16 protein-coding genes, 3 rRNA genes and 1 riboswitch are annotated in these 23,568 nt (G+C 67.2%); of the genes, 5 read left to right on the forward strand and 14 right to left on the reverse strand.

All coding sequences use genetic code 11. The annotated features are described in order from the left end of the window. The first annotated feature begins 407 nt into the window (after window positions 1-407). Together RNL97_RS04330 and RNL97_RS04335 are read left to right on the forward strand one after the other, a co-directional pair. The gene (locus tag RNL97_RS04330) at window positions 408-992 is read left to right on the forward strand and encodes a hypothetical protein (protein ID WP_243313399.1); all 585 of its coding nucleotides are present in this window, start codon (window positions 408-410) and stop codon (window positions 990-992) included. A gap of 335 nt (window positions 993-1,327) precedes the next feature. Next, window positions 1,328-1,534: a DUF5999 family protein gene (locus RNL97_RS04335; RefSeq protein WP_007452228.1), complete on the forward strand. Its 207-nt coding sequence runs from the start codon at window positions 1,328-1,330 to the stop codon at window positions 1,532-1,534. 139 nt (window positions 1,535-1,673) lie between these two features. Here RNL97_RS04335 and gcvP read toward each other — a convergent pair whose 3' ends face one another. Then, the gene (gene gcvP / locus RNL97_RS04340) at window positions 1,674-4,559 is read right to left on the reverse strand and encodes an aminomethyl-transferring glycine dehydrogenase (protein ID WP_243313400.1); all 2,886 of its coding nucleotides are present in this window, start codon (window positions 4,557-4,559) and stop codon (window positions 1,674-1,676) included. 193 nt (window positions 4,560-4,752) lie between these two features. After that, a riboswitch (glycine riboswitch) is annotated at window positions 4,753-4,850 on the reverse strand. A gap of 133 nt (window positions 4,851-4,983) precedes the next feature. Between gcvP and RNL97_RS04345 the strand changes: the two genes are divergently transcribed. Then, complete coding sequence (locus RNL97_RS04345) at window positions 4,984-5,358, forward strand: PRC-barrel domain-containing protein (protein WP_032766213.1); 375 nt, start codon at window positions 4,984-4,986, stop codon at window positions 5,356-5,358. Here the strand turns inward: RNL97_RS04345 and RNL97_RS04350 are convergent. The 13 genes from RNL97_RS04350 to RNL97_RS04410 all read right to left on the reverse strand — a co-directional run bounded on the left by RNL97_RS04350 (window position 5,277) and on the right by RNL97_RS04410 (window position 20,603). Beyond that, window positions 5,277-6,737: a DNA polymerase IV gene (locus tag RNL97_RS04350; protein WP_030588176.1), complete on the reverse strand. Its 1,461-nt coding sequence runs from the start codon at window positions 6,735-6,737 to the stop codon at window positions 5,277-5,279. The genes RNL97_RS04345 and RNL97_RS04350 overlap by 82 nt on opposite strands. A gap of 111 nt (window positions 6,738-6,848) precedes the next feature. After that, complete coding sequence (locus tag RNL97_RS04355) at window positions 6,849-7,475, reverse strand: MerR family transcriptional regulator (RefSeq protein WP_030588173.1); 627 nt, start codon at window positions 7,473-7,475, stop codon at window positions 6,849-6,851. A gap of 169 nt (window positions 7,476-7,644) precedes the next feature. Then, window positions 7,645-8,118 (reverse strand): bifunctional nuclease family protein, encoded by a 474-nt coding sequence (locus RNL97_RS04360; RefSeq protein ID WP_006123076.1) that lies wholly within the window; start codon window positions 8,116-8,118, stop codon window positions 7,645-7,647. Window positions 8,119-8,171: 53 nt separating this feature from the next. Next, window positions 8,172-8,915: a transcriptional regulator FtsR gene (gene ftsR / locus RNL97_RS04365; RefSeq protein WP_313750397.1), complete on the reverse strand. Its 744-nt coding sequence runs from the start codon at window positions 8,913-8,915 to the stop codon at window positions 8,172-8,174. 41 nt (window positions 8,916-8,956) lie between these two features. After that, on the reverse strand, window positions 8,957-9,736 hold the full coding sequence (locus tag RNL97_RS04370; protein ID WP_078652110.1) for an FHA domain-containing protein: 780 nt from the start codon (window positions 9,734-9,736) through the stop codon (window positions 8,957-8,959). Between the two features lie 190 nt (window positions 9,737-9,926). Further along, window positions 9,927-10,736, reverse strand: a complete 810-nt coding sequence (locus RNL97_RS04375; RefSeq protein ID WP_030588166.1) for a DUF881 domain-containing protein — start codon at window positions 10,734-10,736, stop codon at window positions 9,927-9,929. Window positions 10,737-10,741: 5 nt separating this feature from the next. Beyond that, complete coding sequence (locus RNL97_RS04380; protein WP_003970459.1) at window positions 10,742-11,074, reverse strand: small basic family protein; 333 nt, start codon at window positions 11,072-11,074, stop codon at window positions 10,742-10,744. Next, entirely contained in the window at window positions 11,071-11,985 is a 915-nt protein-coding gene (locus RNL97_RS04385) for a DUF881 domain-containing protein (protein ID WP_078652109.1), read from the reverse strand. Before RNL97_RS04385 ends, RNL97_RS04380 begins: the two co-directional genes overlap by 4 nt. 97 nt (window positions 11,986-12,082) lie before the next feature. Continuing rightward, entirely contained in the window at window positions 12,083-14,578 is a 2,496-nt protein-coding gene (locus RNL97_RS04390; protein ID WP_030588161.1) for a mannose-1-phosphate guanyltransferase, read from the reverse strand. Between the two features lie 112 nt (window positions 14,579-14,690). Further along, a complete protein-coding gene (locus RNL97_RS04395) occupies window positions 14,691-15,299 on the reverse strand; it encodes a CDP-alcohol phosphatidyltransferase family protein (protein ID WP_030588158.1) in 609 nt (202 codons plus the stop codon). Between the two features lie 154 nt (window positions 15,300-15,453). Next, window positions 15,454-15,570 (reverse strand): 5S ribosomal RNA (rrf, locus tag RNL97_RS04400). 78 nt (window positions 15,571-15,648) lie between these two features. Then, window positions 15,649-18,772, reverse strand: a 23S ribosomal RNA gene (locus RNL97_RS04405). 303 nt (window positions 18,773-19,075) lie between these two features. Then, a 16S ribosomal RNA gene (locus tag RNL97_RS04410) occupies window positions 19,076-20,603 on the reverse strand. Together the 16S, 23S and 5S rRNA genes form the textbook arrangement of a ribosomal RNA operon. Window positions 20,604-21,292: 689 nt before the next feature. Here RNL97_RS04410 and RNL97_RS04415 point away from each other — a divergent pair. After that, window positions 21,293-21,742, forward strand: a complete 450-nt coding sequence (locus RNL97_RS04415) for a PTS sugar transporter subunit IIA (RefSeq protein WP_030593708.1) — start codon at window positions 21,293-21,295, stop codon at window positions 21,740-21,742. A gap of 75 nt (window positions 21,743-21,817) precedes the next feature. Further along, the gene (ptsP, locus tag RNL97_RS04420) at window positions 21,818-23,488 is read left to right on the forward strand and encodes a phosphoenolpyruvate--protein phosphotransferase (protein ID WP_030593706.1); all 1,671 of its coding nucleotides are present in this window, start codon (window positions 21,818-21,820) and stop codon (window positions 23,486-23,488) included. The last annotated feature ends 80 nt before the right edge of the window (window positions 23,489-23,568 follow it).

Raw genomic sequence — 23,568 nt, forward strand, 5'->3', positions numbered from 1 at the left:
TCCGTAACGCCCCCACGGGCCTCCGAGACCCGGTAGTCTGGTTGCAGGAGACCGGGGGCACATTCCCACGGCATGCGGCACGGGGCATTGCCGACTGGTCCATGCGTGGTGAAAACACGGACGAGTTTCGGCCGTCCGTGCCACCGGAAGGGTGCCAGGTCGCAACCGACCGCGGCAGATCAAATCCCCAGGAATACCGCGATTTGAAGGCCGGATGACGCCTTGCGGCGCATATCCCGGACTGCTAGCGGAAACACTGTGTGAACACGCGTCATATAAACTCCGCTCAACGAGGCAGAGAGTAGATACGACTCGCCCGTCGCCGGCCTCTTCTGGCCCGCACGCCGACAGCGCCGTCTGCACCCGCCCAAGCTCCACCGTGTCTCCGAAGTGAGAGGCGACCCACCATGCCGCTGCATGTCCCCTCGGCTCCCGCGCCCGCCCTGCGCAGCGTTCTCGCGGCCCTCGGTTCTCCCACCGCCGTCCGCGAAGCCCGAACCTCCGCTCTCCGGTCCGTCCAGGGACCGCTGAGCCCCGAACTACCGCTTCCCGTGCATGTGCTGGACCGGATCGCGCCCTCCGGCACGGCGCCGCTGACACGCCTGGCGGCCTGGCGTTTCCTGATCCGGAGCGAGGGCCGCGCGGTCGCCGCGGCGGACACCGTGCTCACCCCCGACGGCTGGACGTTCTCGCACTTCTTCGAGGGCCCCTACCTCGCCTCGACCGAGCTGGCCGTCCGGCAGGCGGAGGCGTCGGCCACCGGCTGCCAGGCGCGGCTCCTGTCCATCCCGGAGCTGTACATGCTCACCCTGTGGCTGCACGGCGACACCGAGGCCGATCCCTCCGGCGGGGTGCTCGCGCCGACGGACGTCCTGGTGCCCCTGGCGCCGGCCCCCCCGGGCATCGCGGCCCACCGCCCGCACCGGGTCGCCGACCTGCTGCCCGTCATCTCGATGCGGGTGGCCCCGGGGCCACTCCTCAGCTCGGCCTGACCGGCGTCGGCAGGGCCCGGGCACAGCGCCCCCGCGGCGGCCCCGATCCGTCCCGCACCACCGGGCAGCGGCGAGGGGCCGCCGCGGGGGCGCTGTGCTGCCCGTTCGGACTAGTCCCATCCGGCCACCCCGAACCACCCAAAGGGACAGTGCAGTTGCGGTGAACCGTCCGCGCGGGTGACGCGTCATGGGAGGAGTACGGGTGCTGCAGCGAAATCCCTGCGGATTCTTCCCCGTAGGGCAACACTGGGACCGGACCGACTGATACGGGGGCGGCCATGAAGAACTCATCCAGCCGCAGGACACTCGACTCGACGCAGCGAAAGAACCCATCCATGTGCCAGCACCAGCCACCCTGCCCCACCGCCGATTCGCCCGACCGGGAGGCCGCCCGCCTGACGGCCCACCACCCCGAACAGGGGTGGAGCCTCCTGTGCAACGGCGTCCTGCTCTTCGAGGACACCGGCGAACTGCTGCCCGACGGGCAGATCATCGCCCCGCACCGGCCGCTGGCAGCCGGCCGCGTGGTGAAGGCCGCCTGAGAGCTTCCGTACGGACCGGGAGCGGCCGTACGGAAGAAGTCGTACGAAAAAAAGGGGCCGGCCCGGAGAGATCTCCGCACCGGCCCCGACGCGTGTCCGGCGCGCGCCGCTCCCGGCGCACGCCCTACGACAGGCTGATTCAGTTGTCGTACTCGTCCAGCGGGGGGCAGGAGCAGACCAGGTTCCGGTCGCCGAAGGCCCCGTCGATGCGGCGCACCGGCGGCCAGTACTTGTCGGCTGCGGACACCCCGGCCGGGAAGACGGCCTCCTCGCGGCTGTAGCCGTGCTCCCAGTCACCACCGAGCGCGGCGGCGGTGTGCGGGGCGTTGGACAGCGGGTTGTCGTCCGCGCTCCACTGTCCCGAGGCGACCTTCTCGATCTCGGCGCGAATCGCGATCATGGTGTCGCAGAACCGGTCGAGCTCCGCGAGGTCCTCGCTCTCCGTCGGCTCGATCATCAGCGTGCCGGCCACCGGGAACGACATGGTCGGCGAGTGGAAGCCGTAGTCGATCAGGCGCTTGGCGACGTCGTCGATGGAGACGCCGGTCGCCTTGGAGATCGGGCGCAGGTCCACGATGCACTCGTGGGCGACCAGTCCGGCCGGGCCGCTGTACAGGATCGGGAAGTGCGGCTCCAGGCGCTTGGCGATGTAGTTCGCGGCCAGCACGGCGACCTGCGTGGCCCGCTTGAGGCCCTCGCCGCCCATCAGACGGACGTACGCCCACGAGATCGGCAGAATGCCCGCGGAGCCCCACGGGGCGGCCGAGATCGGGCCCACCCCGGTCTCCGGGCCCGCGGCGGGCTGGAGCGGGTGGTTGGGGAGGTACGGGGCGAGGTGGGCGCGGACGCCGACCGGGCCGACGCCGGGGCCGCCGCCGCCGTGCGGGATGCAGAAGGTCTTGTGCAGGTTCAGGTGCGAGACGTCGCCGCCGAACTTGCCGGGCTTGGCCAGCCCGACCAGCGCGTTGAGGTTGGCGCCGTCGACGTACACCTGGCCGCCCGCGTCGTGCACCTCGCCGCAGATGTCGGCGACGTGCTCCTCGAACACCCCGTGCGTGGACGGGTAGGTGATCATCAGCACGGCCAGCTCGTCGCGGTGCAGCTCGATCTTGGCGCGCAGGTCCGCGACGTCGACCTCACCGTCGTCGGCGGTCTTCACCACGACGACCTTCATGCCCGCCATGACGGCGCTGGCGGCGTTGGTACCGTGCGCGGAGGACGGGATGAGACAGACGGTGCGCTGGTCGTCGCCGTTGGCCCGGTGGTACGCCCGGACGGCCAGCAGGCCCGCGAACTCGCCCTGGGAGCCGGCGTTGGGCTGGATGGACACCGCGTCGTAGCCGGTGACCTCGGCGAGGCGCTCCTCCAGCTCACGGATGAGGGTGAGGAAGCCCTGCGCCTGCTCGGCCGGTGCGAAGGGGTGCAGCGCGCCGAACTCGGGCCAGGTGATCGACTCCATCTCGGCGGTCGCGTTCAGCTTCATGGTGCAGGAGCCGAGCGGGATCATGCCGCGGTCCAGCGCGTAGTCGCGGTCGGCGAGCTTGCGCAGGTAGCGCAGCATCGCGGTCTCGGAGCGGTGCTGGTGGAAGACCGGGTGGGTCAGGATGTCGTCGGAGCGCAGCAGCGCCTCCGGCAGCGCGTCGGCGACCGTGGCGTCGAGCGCCTCGATGTCGCCCTCGGCGCCGAAGGCGGCCCAGACGGCGGAGATCTGCGCACGGGTGGTGGTCTCGTCGCAGGCGATGGAGACGTGGTCGGCATCGACGAGGCGGAGGTTGACCCCGCGCTCGCGGGCGTCGGCGACGATGCCGGCGGCCTTGCCGGGGGCCCGGACGGTCAGGGTGTCGAAGAACGCGCCGTGCACGACGTCGGCCCCGGCGGTGCGCAGACCGTCGGCGAGGATCACGGCGTAGCGGTGGGTGCGGCGGGCGATCGTCCGCAGCCCGTCGGGGCCGTGGTAGACCGCGTACATCCCGGCCATCACGGCGAGGAGGACCTGAGCGGTGCAGATGTTGCTGGTGGCCTTCTCGCGGCGGATGTGCTGCTCGCGGGTCTGGAGGGCCAGGCGGTAGGCCTTGTTGCCGTCGGCGTCGACGGAGACGCCGACGAGGCGGCCGGGCAGGGAGCGGGCGAACTTCTCGCGGACCGCCATGAAGCCGGCGTGCGGGCCGCCGAAGCCCATCGGGACACCGAAGCGCTGGGTGGTGCCGACCGCGATGTCGGCGCCGAGCGCGCCGGGCGAGGTGAGCAGCGTGAGGGCCAGCAGGTCGGCGGCGACGGTGACGATCGCGCCCAGCTCGTGGGCCTGCTCGATGACGGACTCGATGGCGCGCACGGCACCGGAGGCGCCCGGGTACTGGAGCAGGACGCCGAAGACGCCCCGCTCGGCGATCTCGGCGGGGATGCCCTCGCTCAGGTCGGCGACGACGACCTCGACGCCGGTGGGCTCGGCGCGGGTCTCGATGACCGCGACGGTCTGGGGCAGGGTGTCGGCGTCGACCAGGAAGACGCCCTTCTTCACCTTGCCGACGCGCCGGGCCAGGGCCATCGCCTCGGCGGCCGCGGTGCCCTCGTCGAGCAGGGAGGCGCCGGAGGTGGGCAGCCCGGTCAGCTCGGCGACCATCGTCTGGAAGTTCAGGAGGGCTTCGAGCCGGCCCTGGGAGATCTCCGGCTGGTACGGCGTGTAGGCCGTGTACCACGCGGGGTTCTCCATGACGTTGCGCAGGATGACGGGCGGCGTGAAGGTGCCGTAGTAGCCGAGGCCGATCATCGGGGCCAGCACCTCGTTGCGGTCGGCCAGCGAGCGCAGCTCGGCCAGCACCTCCGCCTCGGTGCGCGCCGAGGGAAGGTTCAGGGCCTCCGCACTCTTGATCACGTCGGGCACCGCGGCGGCGGTCAGCTCGTCGAGCGAGCCGTAGCCGACCTGGGCGAGCATCTTCGCCTGGGCCTCGGCATCGGGCCCTATGTGGCGCTGCTCGAACGGAATGCCCTGCTCCAGCTGGGAGAGCGGAGTGCGACGGGGGGTCATGGTGGAGGCCTCCTGGTCTGTCACGACCTGCGAGGGGCACCACGGCGCGGGTGCCCGGACGGCCTCCCCCTCTGTCATCTCAACCTGAGAGCTTCACCGGCCCGCCCGGGGGCGTGCCGACTTTCACCGTCGGTGAGGGTCGGGTCCACCCGGGCCTGCGCCCGCACGGATCCGCCCTGCTTTCCAGAGTGACCTCGTCCGTGCGGTACGGGGGCCTGAGAGATTCCGGGGAGGAGTTGCTCCTTCGGCGCCTCCGGATTCTCCACCGGAGGACTCTCCCGCACGGGGTCAGCAGCCACTGCCAGCCTACCAGCGGCCATCGAGCCGGAGCTCTCGAGTGGCCGAGACCACGGATCTGCATTTGTCTGGTGCTGGTGGAGCGACAGGGACCGCCGTGAGCAGTCCGCGACCAGTGGGAGGCACCGTGCAGACGGATATCGATCCGCGCCGCCTGATCGGCCGCAAGGCGTTCGATCGCAAGGGCTCCAAGATCGGAACGGTGGATGAGGTCTATCTCGACGACGCGACGGGTGTACCCGAGTGGGCGGCCGTGCGCACCGGCCTGTTCAGCAGGGACGCCTTCGTCCCGCTGGAGCCCAGCGAGTTCGTCGAGGACGCGCTGCGCGTCCCCTTCGACCGGGCGTTGATCAAGGGCGCGCCGGACTTCGGCGTCGGCCGGCACCTGTCGCCCGAGCAGGAGCTGCAGCTCTACCGGCATTACGGGCTGGACTCCCCGCCCTCGGAGGACACGGCGCCCGAGGACCGGGACTTCGGCAGGCTGGCGGGCCAGGAGGAGTAGTCGGGCGTCTCGCGGACGAGCGGCAGCGGGTCGGCGGGCCGCAGCAGCGGGTCGTCGATCCGGAAGGTGAGGACCCGGCCGGGCGCGCTCCACGGTTCCTCGAACCGGACGGTGACCCGGCCGATCCCACTGCCCTGCACCCAGCCGTGCCCGTGCTCCTCGTGGTGCACATCGTGCCCGGCGGGCCAGCGCCGCGCGGCGAGCTGCTCGGCGCTGTCCGCCTCGGGCTCCGGAACGGCTTCCTCCGCGCCGCCCTCCGCGGTCGGCGCGTGGTGTTCCAGGGCCCGCTGCGCGAGCTCCCGGGCCTCGGCGGCCTGGGCGAACAGGTCCTCCTGGGTGTAGTCGGCAAGCCCCGTGACGCCGACCCCCAGGAGCCGTACGCCGCCCGTGGTGTCGACGGACTCCAGCAGCCGCCCCGCCGCCTCACGGACCACGGTGGGGTCGTCCGTGGGGCCTCTGAGCGTCTCGGAGCGGGTCAGCGTGGAGAAGTCGTAGCGGCGCACCTTCAGCACCACCGTGCGGCCCGACCGGTCGGCGGCGCGCAGCCGCTCCACGCACCGCACGGCCAGCCGCTCGACCTCGGCGCGCACCCGCACCCGGTCGTGCAGGTCCACGTCGAAGGTGTCCTCCACCGATACGGACTTGGCGTCCCGCTCGGCGACCACCGGCCGGTCGTCGAGGCCCAGCGCCATCCGGAAGAGCCCGTGGCCGTGGGCCTTGCCGACCAGCCGTACGAGCTCCGCCTCGCCCGCCTCGGCCAGATCGTGGACGGTGGTCATCCCGGCACGTCGGAGATGGTCGCCGGTGGCCGGGCCGACCCCCGGGAGGATGCGTACGGACAGGGGGGCGAGCAGCTCGCGCTCGGTGCCCGGCTCGATGAGGACGAGACCGTCCGGCTTCGCCTGCTCGGAGGCGATCTTGGCGAGCATCTTGGAACCCGCGAGTCCGACGGATCCGCTCAGGCCGGTCACGGCGCGGATGGCCACCCGCAGCCCCTCCCCCGTGGCGCGGGCCGAGGCCGAGTCGTGCGCCGTCCCGCCGGCCTCCAGGTCCACGAAGGCCTCGTCCAGGCTGAGCGGCTCCACCAGCGGAGACAGCCGCCCCAGCAGCTCCATCACCTGGTCGCTCACCGTCCGGTACAGCGAGAAGCGGGGCACCAGGTAAGCCGCGTTGGGGGCGAGCCGCCGGGCCTGGGCGGTGGGCATCGCCGAGTGCACTCCCAGCCGCCGGGCCTCGTACGAGGCGGTGGCGACCACTCCCCGCGGGCCGAGGCCGCCCACCACGACCGCCTTGCCGCGCAGACTCGGCTTGGCCGCCTGCTCCGCCGACGCGTAGAAGGCGTCCATGTCCAGGTGAAGGATGGTGGGCGCGGTTCTCACACCGTCGATGCTGCCCTACGGCACTGACAACGGGGCGGCCCGGCACCCCGTGAGGCACCGGACCGCCCCGTGTCCGTCGTACTGTCGCGTCGCGCCGCGCGCCGGGGGTGCTCAGCCCGCGCGGTTACGCCGCCGGGCCAGCTCGTCCGCGGGGTTGTGGCCGATGAGCGTCTCACCGGTGTCGACCCGCTCGCCGTGCAGCTGCGAGAGCGCCGCGTCCACATCCCGCCAGACGACGCCGACGGCGATCCCGAAGACGCCCTGCCCGCCCTGGAGCAGGCTGACGACCTCGTCGGGCGAGGAGCACTCGTAGACCGTGGCCCCGTCGCTCATCAGCGTCATGCGTTCGAGGTCCTGGAAGCCGCGGTCCCGCAGATGCTGGACCGTGGTGCGGATGTTCTGCAGCGCGACCCCGGTGTCCAGAAAGCGCTTGACGATCTTGAGGAGGACCACGTCCCGGAAACTGTAGAGACGCTGGGTCCCCGACCCGTAGGCCGGGCGCACACTGGGCTCGACCAGTCCCGTACGTGCCCAGTAGTCCAGCTGGCGGTAGGTGATTCCCGCCGCCGCGCACGCCGTCGGTCCGCGATAGCCGATGTCGCCGGCGCCGCTCGCCGCTGCCACGCCGCCCGCTGCCATCGCCGCCGGTTGAACCGGCTGCCTGATGGCGTGGTCGGCTCCACTGCCGTGCTGCGGATACGGCCCACCCGCTGCCGCTCCGTCGCCGCTGCTTCTCACGCCGACCTCCGTCCTTGACCTGCCCACTCGAAGGTAGGCAGTCACTAGGGGTGCGTCAACGATCGCCACACTCGGCACGCCGAGTGATAATCACCCAGAGGGTGGTTTCCCGTGTCTCGTTTCCGGGAACGGCTTGTCGGATGCGCTGACGGCACCCCCTGCGGGACGGTCACTGGCTGTTCGTACCGAAGTCCTCCGGAGAGATCTGGTCGAGGAATTCGCGGAACTTCTCCACCTCGTCCTCCTGCTCGTCGGGGATCGCGATGCCCGCATCGTCCAGCACTCCGTCACTGCCGTAGATCGGCGTGCCGGTCCGCAGGGCGAGCGCTATGGCGTCGGAGGGCCGGGCGCTCACCTCGACTCCGCTGGCGAAGACGAGCTCCGCGTAGAAGACCCCTTCGCGCAGGTCCGTGATGCGGACCTCGGTGAGCTCCTGGCCCACGGCCTCGAGCACATCCTTGAACAGGTCATGGGTCAGCGGCCTGGCGGGAGCCATGCCCTGCTGGGCGAAGGCAATCGCGGTCGCCTCCCCCGGACCGATCCAAATGGGGAGGTACCGGTCGCCTCCCACTTCACGCAGGAGAACGATCGGTTGGTTGGAGGGCATTTCCACCCGGACACCGACAACGTCGAGCTCGTTCACACAGCAACCCTAGGACGTGCTCGCCATGTTTGGGTAGTCGGGCACCGCCGAGGTCAGTGCAGACGGGTGCGCAGAGCGCTCTGCACGAGCGCCGCGTGCAGCCGTACGGACAGCTCGGCGAGCTCGTTCGCGGTGGCCTCGGCATGGGCTCTGGTCTGCGGATTCCGGTGCCGGCGCAGGGGTGCGACCACTTGCTCCACCAGCCCCGCCTCCCGGTCGGCGGAGGCCCGCATGGCCCGAAGATGACGTGGTTCCAGACCGAAACGACCCAGATCCGCCACCAGCTTGGCGACGGTCACCATCTCGGCGTCGTAGCCGCCGTCCGGGGACGGGACGATGAGCCCGTAGGACTCCCACTCGGTCAGCCGCTCCTCGTCGACCTCGGCGGCCGCCAGCAGCTCCGCCCGCCCGATCCGGGCGGCGGTCGCCCCACCGGGGCCGGCCTCCCACACCCCGTCGCTGAGGTCCCGCTGTGCACCGGGCGAGGGCAGAACGGGCTGCTCCCCCCGGGCCAGCGCGTCCAGGTGCTCCCGGATGACCTTCAGCGGCAGGTAGTGATCCCGCTGCATCCGGAGCACCTGCGCCAGGCGCTCCACATCGCGCGGGGCGAACTTCCGGTATCCGGAAGGAGTGCGCTGCGGCTCGACGAGCCCCTCGGCCTCCAGGAACCGGATCTTGGAAATGGTGACTTCGGGAAACTCCTCACGCAGCTGGATGAGCACCGTTCCGATGCTCATCGGTCGCGCTTCCGCGGTGGCGGTGCCGTGTCCGGCACCGCCTGTCGGTGTTCGCAGCATGGGCCTTCCTGGGGGTCCCCCCGGACGGAGTCCAGGGCTGGTCACACGCCTCGCGGGCTCGCATAGAAGACCAGGCGGTACTTTCCGATCTGGACTTCGTCGCCGTTGGACAGCGGGACCGAATCGATGCGCTCACGGTTGACGTAGGTGCCGTTGAGGCTGCCGACATCGCCCACGGTGAAGCTACCTTCCGGGCTCCTGCGGAACTCCACATGACGCCGCGACACGGTCACGTCGTCGAGAAAGATGTCGCTCTGCGGGTGACGGCCGGCCGTGGTCAGATCGCTGTCGAGCAGGAAGCGGCTGCCGGAGTTCGGACCGCGCCGCACGACCAGCAGCGCCGAGCCCGCGGGCAGGGCGTCGACCGCGGCCTGGGCCTCCGGGGAGAGCGAGGGCAGAGCGGTCTGGCCGGTGGCCTCGGCCTCGTACGCCTCGAGTCCGGAGATGGAGATCGTGGACGTCGTCTCCGAGGGGCGCTCGGGAACACCGCCCCGCAGCGGCGCACCGCAGTTGGAGCAGAACTTGCTGGCCTCCGCGTTGCGGTGACCGCACCTTGTACAGACCGGCATCGACGAGCCCTCCGGGGTGAACCCTCCACCCGTACTTGAGGCTGATGGTGCGCCGAAACCTATGCGTCCGGCACCGGCAGGGTCAACAGCCGACACGCCGTCACCCCCCGGGGCTCCGGACACCTCGTCGCGGAAGAGCGGACGCTCCGCCTCCTGCTCCTCGCCCTGGGCGTGGCGCGGAGCGCGGTGGCGGGCAGCACTGTTGCTGTCCTCGCGTGCACTCTTCCCGAACAACTTCGCAAACAACTTCACGGGCGATTCCCCTTGACCGACATAGACCCGCCCGTGGGGCAGGACGAACCCTGATTGAACACACCTGCCGACCCGGACATCTTCACAACGTCCGTATCCACCCGACAGTTTCCACCACGCACCACCAATCCGGTGCGGCGACCCCCCGCAACCGTCCGACCCGGTCGGGCGGCCCCCGCGCTCGCCCCGATCACGGGGAGGACGACCGAGCGTAGTCAGGCCGCTGCGCCGGTCGCAAGGCGTCGACGACGATGTCGTCGGACCGCTCCACGAGCACGGTGGCCTGCTCCTTCTCCAGCGTCTGGACCACACCGCCGGGGATGTTGAGCGCGGGCTCCAGATCCTGCGGCTTGCCGATCACCGTGAACTCGTACGGTGCTTCGATCTTCTTCCCGTCGACCTGGACGTCCCCGGCGTCCCCGGAGAAGTAGGTGTCGGCCACCACCCGCACCCCGTTGACGTCAATCGCCTCGGCCCCCGCCGCCCTCAGCTCCTGAATGGCGTCGAGCAGCATGTCCGGCGCGACCGCACGCGCGGGGTCGGTGATCGTCAGGGTGATGCCGGGGCCCTGTGCCGCGACGGTGCCCGCCAGGATGCCGAGCTGGCGCTCCTTCTCCAGCGTCTGCTTCCGGGCCTCCTCCGCCTGGTCGGAGCTGTTCTCCAGCTCGGTGCGCTGGTCGTCCAGGCGCTGCTTCTCGTCCTCCAGGCGCTGGGTCCGGTCGTCGACCTCGTCGAGGATGCGGACCAGGTCCTCCTGGCGGGCGCCGCGCAGGGCACTGTCGTCGCTGGTGGACCGCACCTGGATGGCGAGCCCCAGACCGAGCCCGAACAGCAGCACGGCGACGATCAGTTGGGCCCGGCTCAGCCGCGGTGGCCACAGGCCCGCCCTGAGGCGCTGCCGACCGGTCACCTCCTTGGCCGGCGGCGGCACGGGGGTGTCCGGGACTGCGGACGCGCCGTCCTCGGGCTGTTCGCTGCGGGGGTTCTCGTCGTTGTTCATCGGCCTCAAGCCCGGAAGACGTGCCGGCGGATCGCGGCGGCGTTGGAGAAGATCCGAATGCCGAGCACGACCACCACACCCGTGGAGAGCTGGGCGCCGACGCCCAGCTTGTCGCCGAGGAAGACGATCAGCGCGGCCACCACGACGTTGGAGAGGAAGGAGACCACGAAGACCTTGTCGACGAAGATGCCGTCGAGCATGGCCCGCAGGCCGCCGAACACGGCGTCGAGCGCGGCGACCACCGCGATCGGCAGGTAGGGCTCGACCACCGCCGGTACCTCGGGCCGGACCAACAGTCCGACCACGACTCCCACGACGAGGCCCAGTACGGCGATCACGATGTGCCCTTCCCTGTGTCTGCCGCACCACTGCCGGCGGCCTTCGGCTCTGCTGTACGGACGATCAGGCTCGGCGCCGCCGGGAGCTGGACCTTCGCCTGGTCGGAGATGCTGGTGCGGATGTCGAAACTCTCCTTGAGCGCCTGCAGGTACTGGCCGTCGGCGCTGTCCTGGAACGCGGTCGCGAGCTTCTTGCCGTCCCCCACCGCGAGCACCGTGTACGGCGGTACGAGCGGTCTGTTGTCGACCAGTATGGCGTCGCCGGCGGCCCGGATGGCCGACAGGGCCGTCAACCTTTGCCCGTTGATGGCGATGGCCTCGGCGCCGGATTCCCACAGACCGTTGACGACCCGCTGCATGTCCCGGTCGCGCACCCGTCCGGTGTCGGCGAAGCCCGAGGACTCCCGGGGGCCACCGCCTCCCTGGTCGGTGCTCTTCGCGTCGTCGACGATCAGCTTCACGCCGGGGCCTTCGACCGGGGTCGCCCCGGCCAGCAGGGCCACCAGCTGCCCCTGGTCCCCGCCGTGCTGCTCCAGCGCCTTGCGCTGACGTTCGCTCACATCGGCGCGGAGCTTGTCGACGTTCGACTCCAGGGTGTCCGCGGCCTCCGTCTCGGCGTCGATGCGGTCGATCAGCTCTTCGCGCTCCTTGGCCACGACCGGAGCCGAGATCCGCGCCTCGGCGGCACCGAGGGTGACCACGAGGGCGGCCACCACCAGTCCGGCCGCGAGGCCGAGCTTCGACTTGAGCGTCCGGGGCAGTCCCGCGCTCCCGTCGGCCTTGCGCCGCGCCGAGGCCTCCGCGTATCCGTCGTCGAGGCTGTGGTCCATCACGTTGTTCAGCAGCGACATGGAGGCGTCGGGGCGTGCGGACGGCGGGGCGGTGCTCCGATCGGGGGACTGCTGCGACATGCCGCACATCGTCGCACGTCATCACGGCTGCCGCCGAATGGCCCCACCGGTGCGCCGCGGCCCCCAGCCCGGGGAGTCGCGGCGCACCGTTCTCACATCAGTCTCCCGCGCTGTCCACGACCGCGGCCCATTCGTCGAGGAGTGCCTGGGCCGAGGCGTCGTCCGGGCCCTCCGCCCACAGATGGGTGACGGCTTCCGCCCGGTCGGGCAGGACCATGATCCACCGGCCGTCCGCCTCGACCACCCGGACCCCGTCGGTGGTGTCCACGCTGCGGTCTCCGGCCGCTTCGACGACCCGGCGCATGACGAGCCCCTTGACGGCCCACGGCGTCGCCAGATCGCGGCGCAGGACGTGGGCCCGGGGAATGCGCGCGTCGATCTGGCTCAGGGTGAGCTGGGTGCGCGCGACGAGGCCGATGAGCCGGACGAAGGCGGCGGTCCCGTCGAAGACGCTGCTGAATTCGGGAACGATGAACCCACCGCGCCCGTCTCCTCCGAAGATGGTGTCCTCTTCACGGCCCACCCGGGTCAGGTCGTCGGGCGAGGTGGTCGTCCACTCCACCTGGGTGCCGTGGTAGGCCGCAACCTGTTCGGCGACGCGGGTGGTCGTCACGGGCAGGGCGACCCGGCCGCTGCGCCGCTCGGCGGCGACGAGATCGAGGAGGACCAGCAGGGCCCGGTCGTCCTCGATGATCCGGCCGAGTTCGTCGACGAGGGAGAGCCGCTCGCCCACCGGGTCGAACCGCACTCCGAAGGCAGCCCGCGCGGAGGACACGATCTCCCCGAGCCGCACCAGACCGGCTCGCCGGGTTTCGGCGGACTCGGTGGGCCGCGCCTCGTCGAGCCCCGGGTTGATCGTCAGCGCGTCCACGCCGAGCCGTCCGAGCAGGCTGGGCAGAACGAGCCCGGCGCTTCCGTTGGACGCGTCGACGACGACCTTGAGCCCGGATTCCGCGATGCCCTCGACGTCGACGTTCCGCAGGAGGGACCCGGTGTACGAGTCGAACACGCTGGACGGGAAGTGCAGGTCCCCGATCTCTCCGGGGAAGGCACGGCGGTACTCCTGACGTGCGTAGACCCGGTCGAGCTTGCGCTGCTGCGCCTGCGAGAGGTCCGCGCCCCGCTCGTCGATGAACATGATGTCCACGGAGTCGGGCACGCCTGGCGACGTACGGATCATGATGCCGCCTGCGCTGCCCCGGGCGGTCTGCTGGCGGGCGACGGGCAGCGGTACGTTCTCCAGGTCGCGTACGTCGATGGCGCTGGCCTGGAGGGCCGAGATGACGGCCCGCTTGAGGGCGCGGGCGCCTCGGGAGTGGTCACGGGCGGTCGTGACCGTCGAGCCCTTCTTCAGGGTCGTGGCGTAGGCCCCGGCCAGGCGTACGGCCAGTTCGGGGGTGATCTCGACGTTCAGGATTCCGGAGACCCCGCGCGCGCCGAAGAGGTGCGCCTGTCCTCGGGACTCCCAGATGACCGAGGTGTTGACGAACGCGCCGGCCTCGATGGTCTTGAACGGGTACACCCGGACGTTGCCCTGGATGATCGACTCCTCGCCGACCAGGCATTCGTCACCGATGACGGCGCCGTCCTCGATACGGGCCGCGCGCATGATGTCGGTGTTCTTGCCGATTACGCAGCCCCGCAGGTTGCTGTGCTGCCCGATGTAGACGTTGTCGTGGACCACGGCCTTGTGGAGGAAGGCCCCGGTCTTGACGACGACGTTCGATCCGACCACCGTGTGCTCGCGGATCTCGACGTCGGCCTCGACCTTGGCGTAGTCGCCGATGTACAGCGGTCCGCGCAGCACGGCGTCGGGGTGGACCTCCGCTCCTTCGGCGACCCACACGCCGGGGGAGATCTCGAAGCCGTCGAGCTCCACGTCGACCTTGCGCTCCAGGACGTCCGCCTGGGCCTTCACATAGCTCTCGTGGGTGCCGACGTCCTCCCAGTAGCCCTCGGCGATGTAGCCGTAGATGGGCTTGCCCTCCTTCATCAGCTGAGGGAAGACATCACCGGACCAGTCGACCGAGGTGTCGGCCTGGACGTAGTCGAAGACCTCGGGCTCCATGACGTAGATGCCCGTGTTCACGGTGTCCGAGAAGACCTGTCCCCAGGTCGGCTTCTCCAGGAACCGCTCGACCTGGCCGTTCTCGTCCACGATGGTGATGCCGAATTCCAGCGGATTGGGAACCCGGGTGAGACAGACCGTGACGAGCCCGCCCTTTTCCTTGTGGAAGGCGATGAGATCGGTGAGGTCGAAGTCGGTGAGCGCGTCACCGGAAATGACGAGGAAGGTGTCGTCCTTCAACGCCTCCTCGGCGTTCTTCACACTGCCCGCGGTGCCGAGTGGCTTCTCCTCGTTGGCATAGGTGAGCTCCATCCCGAGCTCCTCGCCGTCCCCGAAGTAGTTCTTGACGAGGGATGCGAGGAACTGGACGGTCACTACGGTTTCGCTGAGCCCATGCCGCTTGAGCAGCCGCAGGACGTGCTCCATGATCGGCCTGTTGGCCACGGGAAGGAGCGGCTTGGGCATGCTCGAGGTCATGGGGCGAAGGCGTGTGCCTTCGCCGCCAGCCATCACGACGGCCTTCATGTCGGAAACGTCCTCCTACAAGAGACGACGGTCAGCCGACTTCGCCCGTCGAAGCATCATTCGAACCATGTGCCGCGGGCCGGCCACATTGCGCGGCACCGCATCAACGAGCTCAATCGGCTACTGCGTCCGCCTTCACGAGTCGGCGGACCTGAACCACATAGAGGATCCCTGCCCACCAGTAGAGCGTTGTACCCCATCCTGCGAACGCCCATCCGAAAACGGCAGCCAGTGTGGCCAGCCAACCACTCCCGTCGCTGAGCAGCAACAAGGGGAACGCGTACATGAGGTTGAAGGTTGCAGCTTTCCCGAGGAAGTTGACCTGCGGCGGCGGATAGCCGTGGCGGCGGAGGAGGGCCACCATCACGAGAAGCATCAGTTCCCGGGCGAGAAGCAGCGCGGTGACCCAGAGGGGCAGGATCTCCCGCCAGGTGAGGCCTACCAGGGTGGAAAGGATGTACAGGCGGTCGGCCGCCGGGTCCAGGAGCCGGCCGAGGCTGCTGATCTGGTTCCACTTGCGGGCGAGCTTGCCGTCGAGGTAGTCGCTGATGCCGCTGAGCATCAGTACCAACAGCGCCCAGTTGTCGCTGTTGGGCCCTCCGAAGACGGGGCGAAGAATCAGCCACAGGAAGAGCGGCACCCCGACAAGGCGAGCCATGCTGAGGATGTTGGGGATGGTGAGGACCCGGTCCGTCTGGACCCGGGTCTCCTGGACCTCCACCCGGGAGCCTCCTGTGAAGAACGTGCCAATGATGCCCCCTGACCTTACCCTCAGCTTCCCCCCTCGGGTGCAGCGGGGTGGAGGGGGCCCCGGGAAAGGTCCGGAACGCAGAAAAGCCCCGCACCAAAAGGTGCGGGGCTTCCCCGGAAAAATTGTTCGGCGGTGTCCTACTCTCCCACAGGGTCCCCCCTGCAGTACCATCGGCGCTGAAAGGCTTAGCTTCCGGGTTCGGAATGTAACCGGGCGTTTCCCTAACGCAATGACCACCGAAACACTATGAAAATTTGAACACCGGGCAACAACACGGCTGTTCGTTATTTCAGAACTAACACAGTGGACGCGAGCAACTGAGGACAAGCCCTCGGCCTATTAGTACCAGTCAGCTCCACCCGTTACCGGGCTTCCACATCTGGCCTATCAACCCAGTCGTCTACTGGGAGCCTTAACCCCTCAAGAGGGTGGGAATACTCATCTCGAAGCAGGCTTCCCGCTTAGATGCTTTCAGCGGTTATCCTTTCCGAACGTAGCCAACCAGCCATGCCCTTGGCAGGACAACTGGCACACCAGAGGTTCGTCCGTCCCGGTCCTCTCGTACTAGGGACAGCCCTTCTCAATATTCCTACGCGCACAGCGGATAGGGACCGAACTGTCTCACGACGTTCTAAACCCAGCTCGCGTACCGCTTTAATGGGCGAACAGCCCAACCCTTGGGACCGACTCCAGCCCCAGGATGCGACGAGCCGACATCGAGGTGCCAAACCATCCCGTCGATATGGACTCTTGGGGAAGATCAGCCTGTTATCCCCGGGGTACCTTTTATCCGTTGAGCGACAGCGCTTCCACAAGCCACTGCCGGATCACTAGTCCCGACTTTCGTCCCTGCTCGACCCGTCGGTCTCACAGTCAAGCTCCCTTGTGCACTTACACTCAACACCTGATTACCAACCAGGCTGAGGGAACCTTTGGGCGCCTCCGTTACTCTTTAGGAGGCAACCGCCCCAGTTAAACTACCCATCAGACACTGTCCCTGATCCGGATCACGGACCCAGGTTAGACATCCAGCACGACCAGAGTGGTATTTCAACGGCGACTCCACAACCACTGGCGTGGCCGCTTCACAGTCTCCCACCTATCCTACACAAGCCGAACCGAACACCAATATCAAACTATAGTAAAGGTCCCGGGGTCTTTCCGTCCTGCTGCGCGAAACGAGCATCTTTACTCGTAGTGCAATTTCACCGGGCCTATGGTTGAGACAGTCGAGAAGTCGTTACGCCATTCGTGCAGGTCGGAACTTACCCGACAAGGAATTTCGCTACCTTAGGATGGTTATAGTTACCACCGCCGTTTACTGGCGCTTAAGTTCTCAGCTTCGCCACCCCGAAGAGCAGCTAACCGGTCCCCTTAACGTTCCAGCACCGGGCAGGCGTCAGTCCGTATACATCGCCTTACGGCTTCGCACGGACCTGTGTTTTTAGTAAACAGTCGCTTCTCGCTGGTCTCTGCGGCCACCCCCAGCTCACCGAGTAAATCGGATCACCAAGAATGGCCCCCCTTCTCCCGAAGTTACGGGGGCATTTTGCCGAGTTCCTTAACCATAGTTCACCCGAACGCCTCGGTATTCTCTACCTGACCACCTGAGTCGGTTTAGGGTACGGGCCGCCATGAAACTCGCTAGAGGCTTTTCTCGACAGCATAGGATCATCCACTTCACCACAATCGGCTCGGCATCAGGTCTCAGACTCATGCACGACGGATTTACCTACCGTGCGTCCTACACCCTTACCCCGGGACAACCACCGCCCGGGCTGGACTACCTTCCTGCGTCACCCCATCGCTTACCTACTACAAGTCTGGTTCATCGGCTCCACCACTACCCTCAACTCCGAAGAGATCGGGCCGGCTTCACGGACTTAGCATCGCCTGATTCAGTACTGGGCGTTTCAAAGCGGGTACCGGAATATCAACCGGTTGTCCATCGACTACGCCTGTCGGCCTCGCCTTAGGTCCCGACTTACCCTGGGCAGATCAGCTTGACCCAGGAACCCTTAGTCAATCGGCGCACACGTTTCTCACGTGTGTATCGCTACTCATGCCTGCATTCTCACTCGTGAACCGTCCACAACTCGCTTCCGCGGCTGCTTCACCCGGCACACGACGCTCCCCTACCCATCCACACAGGCGTTGGCCCTATATGTGTGAATGACACGACTTCGGCGGTACGCTTGAGCCCCGCTACATTGTCGGCGCGGAATCACTTGACCAGTGAGCTATTACGCACTCTTTCAAGGGTGGCTGCTTCTAAGCCAACCTCCTGGTTGTCTCTGCGACTCCACATCCTTTCCCACTTAGCGTACGCTTAGGGGCCTTAGTCGATGCTCTGGGCTGTTTCCCTCTCGACCATGGAGCTTATCCCCCACAGTCTCACTGCCGCGCTCTCACTTACCGGCATTCGGAGTTTGGCTAAGGTCAGTAACCCGGTAGGGCCCATCGCCTATCCAGTGCTCTACCTCCGGCAAGAAACACACGACGCTGCACCTAAATGCATTTCGGGGAGAACCAGCTATCACGGAGTTTGATTGGCCTTTCACCCCTAACCACAGGTCATCCCCCAGGTTTTCAACCCTGGTGGGTTCGGTCCTCCACGAAGTCTTACCTCCGCTTCAACCTGCCCATGGCTAGATCACTCCGCTTCGGGTCTAGAGCGTGCAACTCAAACGCCCTATTCGGACTCGCTTTCGCTACGGCTTCCCCACACGGGTTAACCTCGCTACACACCGCTAACTCGCAGGCTCATTCTTCAAAAGGCACGCAGTCACGACTGCATGTGCAAGCACACACAGCGACGCTCCCACGGCTTGTAGGCACACGGTTTCAGGTACTATTTCACTCCGCTCCCGCGGTACTTTTCACCATTCCCTCACGGTACTATCCGCTATCGGTCACCAGGGAATATTTAGGCTTAGCGGGTGGTCCCGCCAGATTCACACGGGATTTCTCGGGCCCCGTGCTACTTGGGTGTCTCTCAAACAAGCCGCTGATGTTTCAGCTACGGGGGTCTTACCCTCTACGCCGGACCTTTCGCATGTCCTTCGCCTACATCAACGGTTTCTGACTCGTCTCACAGCCGGCAGACCGTAAAAGAGAGATCCCACAACCCCGCATGCGCAACCCCTGCCGGGTATCACACGCATACGGTTTGGCCTCATCCAGTTTCGCTCGCCACTACTCCCGGAATCACGGTTGTTTTCTCTTCCTGAGGGTACTGAGATGTTTCACTTCCCCTCGTTCCCTCCACACTGCCTATGTGTTCAGCAGCGGGTGACAGCCCATGACGACTGCCGGGTTTCCCCATTCGGAAACCCCCGGATCAAAGCTTGGTTGACAGCTCCCCGGGGACTATCGTGGCCTCCCACGTCCTTCATCGGTTCCTGGTGCCAAGGCATCCACCGTGCGCCCTTAAAAACTTGGCCACAGATGCTCGCGTCCACTGTGCAGTTCTCAAACAACGACCAGCCACCCACCACCCCACCCGCAACGGATGAGTTCACTGGGGCCGGATCAGAAGGAACAACCATAACGGCCGCACCCTCAGACACCCAACAACGTGCCCGACACAATCAACCCGTTCCCGTTTTCCACGCCGAAGCAGTACTCACGAAACCGTGCTCATCGTGCCGAATAGTCAACGTTCCACCCATGAGCAACCAGCACCGGACATTCGCCGATGTACTGGCCTCTGACCAAACCGAAGCCTGGTAAGAAATGCTCCTTAGAAAGGAGGTGATCCAGCCGCACCTTCCGGTACGGCTACCTTGTTACGACTTCGTCCCAATCGCCAGTCCCACCTTCGACAGCTCCCTCCCACAAGGGGTTGGGCCACCGGCTTCGGGTGTTACCGACTTTCGTGACGTGACGGGCGGTGTGTACAAGGCCCGGGAACGTATTCACCGCAGCAATGCTGATCTGCGATTACTAGCAACTCCGACTTCATGGGGTCGAGTTGCAGACCCCAATCCGAACTGAGACCGGCTTTTTGAGATTCGCTCCGCCTCACGGCATCGCAGCTCATTGTACCGGCCATTGTAGCACGTGTGCAGCCCAAGACATAAGGGGCATGATGACTTGACGTCGTCCCCACCTTCCTCCGAGTTGACCCCGGCAGTCTCCTGTGAGTCCCCATCACCCCGAAGGGCATGCTGGCAACACAGAACAAGGGTTGCGCTCGTTGCGGGACTTAACCCAACATCTCACGACACGAGCTGACGACAGCCATGCACCACCTGTATACCGACCACAAGGGGGGCACCATCTCTGATGCTTTCCGGTATATGTCAAGCCTTGGTAAGGTTCTTCGCGTTGCGTCGAATTAAGCCACATGCTCCGCTGCTTGTGCGGGCCCCCGTCAATTCCTTTGAGTTTTAGCCTTGCGGCCGTACTCCCCAGGCGGGGAACTTAATGCGTTAGCTGCGGCACCGACGACGTGGAATGTCGCCAACACCTAGTTCCCAACGTTTACGGCGTGGACTACCAGGGTATCTAATCCTGTTCGCTCCCCACGCTTTCGCTCCTCAGCGTCAGTAATGGCCCAGAGATCCGCCTTCGCCACCGGTGTTCCTCCTGATATCTGCGCATTTCACCGCTACACCAGGAATTCCGATCTCCCCTACCACACTCTAGCTAGCCCGTATCGAATGCAGACCCGGGGTTAAGCCCCGGGCTTTCACATCCGACGTGACAAGCCGCCTACGAGCTCTTTACGCCCAATAATTCCGGACAACGCTTGCGCCCTACGTATTACCGCGGCTGCTGGCACGTAGTTAGCCGGCGCTTCTTCTGCAGGTACCGTCACTTTCGCTTCTTCCCTGCTGAAAGAGGTTTACAACCCGAAGGCCGTCATCCCTCACGCGGCGTCGCTGCATCAGGCTTTCGCCCATTGTGCAATATTCCCCACTGCTGCCTCCCGTAGGAGTCTGGGCCGTGTCTCAGTCCCAGTGTGGCCGGTCGCCCTCTCAGGCCGGCTACCCGTCGTCGCCTTGGTAGGCCATTACCCCACCAACAAGCTGATAGGCCGCGGGCTCATCCTTCACCGCCGGAGCTTTCAACCCCGTCCCATGCGGGACAGAGTGTTATCCGGTATTAGACCCCGTTTCCAGGGCTTGTCCCAGAGTGAAGGGCAGATTGCCCACGTGTTACTCACCCGTTCGCCACTAATCCACCACCGAAGCGGCTTCATCGTTCGACTTGCATGTGTTAAGCACGCCGCCAGCGTTCGTCCTGAGCCAGGATCAAACTCTCCGTGAATGTTTACCCGTAATCGGGTGCACACACACGAGAGCGGAACAACCGGTCGGAATAAGACCCGTTGTTCACAGCGTCCTCGCTGTGTTATCGCCTACCACCACCACATGGTGGCCGTAGGACTTTCAAAGGAACCACCAACCTGCCGAAGCAGGCCGGGGTATCAACATATCTGGCGTTGACTTTTGGCACGCTGTTGAGTTCTCAAGGAACGGACGCTTCCTTCGGTCCCGTATCACCGGGGCCCTCCGGGCGCTTCCCTTCGTTCTTGCGTTTCCGACTCTATCAGACTCTTTCGCGTCCGATTCCCGGTCGAAGCGGGCCGTACAGTTTCGCTTTCCAGGTTCTCCGCTTTCGCGCTTTCCCTTTCCGGCGAGTCCGACTCTATCAGGCCTTTTCCGTCTCCTTGACCACGGCCTGCGGGCATGCCGAAGGAGGGGTCATGGTTAGGATCTGGGCTTGAAAGTCGCCGCCGACCCCCGACTCGAAGTCGCGGTTGGGGTCAGGCAGGGGTACGACAGTACAGGCCTCGGGGGATAGAGGCAAATCGTTTCTGGTGCACCCCTAGGTCCGCCAAGCGGTAGGTCTCGGGCGGAACCGGGACTTCATATGACTTACTCTGCTGAGCAGTACGCCGTCCCCCATCAGTCGCGGCGGCGACACCTGAATCTCCACCCCCTGGGAGGCTCCCCATGACCAACGTGACGTCCCCTCTTGCTGGACGCGCCATCGGACTCACCGCGGTTCCCGACCCGGTCTTCTCCGGCGCGATGGTCGGTCCCGGCACCGCCATCGACCCCGTACGTGAGCCCTCCGAGGCCGTGTCCCCGGTCGACGGCATCGTCGTCTCCCTTCACCCCCACGCGTTCGTCGTCGTCGACGCCGACGGGCACGGGGTCCTTACGCACCTCGGCATCGACACCGTCCAGCTCAACGGCGAGGGCTTCGAGCTTCTCGTGAACAAGGGGGACACCGTGACCCGGGGTCAGGGCATCGTGCGCTGGGACCCGGTCGCCGTCGAGGCCGCCGGCAAGTCACCCATCTGCCCGATCGTGGCCCTGGAGGCCACCGCCGAATCGCTCTCCGAGGTCCGTGAGGACGGAGACGTGAAGATCGGCGATCCGCTGTTCGGCTGGCAGTAGCGCCTCGGGCGCAGTCACCAGCCAGTGCACAACCACCGCGGCGACTCGGTCGCCGCACAACCGGAGACGGGTGAAATGGAGACAACGCTGCGAGGCGTCGGCGTGAGCCACGGTGTGGCCATCGGCGAGGTTCGGCACATGGGTACGGCGGTGCTGGAGCCGCCCGCCAAATCGATTCCCGCCGAGGAGGCCGAGCGCGAACAGGGGCGTGCCCGGCAGGCGGTGGAAGCCGTGGCGGCCGACCTGGTCGCGCGCGGCAATCTGGCCGGCGGTGAGGCACAGCACGTGCTCGAGGCGCAGGCCATGATGGCTCAGGACCCCGAGCTGATGTCCGATGTCGATCGGCGTATCGCCGTGGGCAGCACCGCCGAGCGTGCCGTGTACGACGCGTTCGCCGCGTACCGGGCGTTGCTGGCCAACGCCGGGGAGTACCTGGCGGGGCGGGTCGCGGACCTCGACGACGTACGGAACCGGATCGTGGCGCGGCTGCTCGGAGTGCCGATGCCCGGCGTGCCGGACAGCGACGAGCCGTATGTGCTGATCGCTCGGGACCTGGCGCCGGCCGACACCGCGCTCCTCGACCCGACGCTGGTGCTCGGCTTCGTCACCGAGGAGGGCGGGCCGACCAGCCACAGCGCGATCCTGGCGCGGGCGCTCGGCGTTCCGGCCGTGGTGGCGCTCCCCGGCGCCGGTGAGCTGGCCGAAGGCACGGTCGTCGCGGTGGACGGCAGCACGGGCGAGATCTTCGTCGACCCGAGTGCGGAGAAGCGGGCCGAGATGGAGGCCGCCGCTGCCGCTCGTAAGGCCGCGCTGTCCGCCTCGACCGGTCCCGGTGCCACGTCGGACGGGCACAAGGTGCCGCTGCTCGCCAATGTCGGCGGTCCGGGCGATGTGCCCGCCGCGGTCGAGGCCGGGGCCGAGGGTGTCGGGCTGTTCCGTACCGAGTTCCTGTTCCTGGACGACAGCAAGCAGGCTCCTTCCGAGGAGAAGCAGGTCGCGGCCTACCGTGCGGTGCTGGAGGCGTTCCCAGAGGGGCGTGTCGTCGTGCGCGTTCTCGACGCCGGCGCCGACAAGCCGCTGGACTTCCTGACGCCGGCCGACGAGCCGAACCCGGCGCTCGGCGTCCGTGGGCTGCGGAGCCTGCTGGACCACCCCGAGGTGCTGCGTACCCAGCTGACCGCGCTGGCGAAGGCCGCCGAGGGGCTGCCGGTGTACCTGGAGGTCATGGCCCCCATGGTGGCCGACCGCACCGACGCCAAGGCGTTCGCGGACGCGTGCCGTGACGCCGGGCTGCAGGCGAAGTTCGGCGCGATGGTGGAGATTCCGTCGGCCGCTCTGCGGGCCCGGTCGATCCTCCAAGAGGTGGAGTTCCTGTCGCTGGGCACCAACGACCTGGCGCAGTACACCTTCGCGGCGGACCGTCAGGTGGGCGCGGTGTCGCGGCTCCAGGACCCGTGGCAGCCGGCGCTGCTGGATCTCGTGGCGCTGTCGGCCGAAGCCGCTCGTGCCGAGGGCAAGAGCTGCGGTGTCTGCGGAGAGGCCGCAGCCGATCCGCTACTGGCCTGTGTGCTGACGGGTCTGGGTGTCACCTCGCTCTCCATGGGTGCGGCGTCGATTCCTTATGTGCGGGCCACGCTGGCCAAGTACACGCTGGCGCAGTGCGAGCGGGCGGCGAACGCCGCTCGGTCGGCCGACTCGGCAGACGAGGCGCGCAGCGCGGCGCAGGCCGTTCTCTCGGGCGAGTAGGCAGTGGGCGAGTAGCAGCAACGGTTCTCGAGGGAGGGGCCTTCCGTCGTCGGCGGGAGGCCCCTCCCCTTTGTCGTTCT

The sequence above is a fragment of the Streptomyces parvus genome (assembly GCF_032121415.1).
GTDB lineage: Bacteria > Actinomycetota > Actinomycetes > Streptomycetales > Streptomycetaceae > Streptomyces > Streptomyces globisporus_A.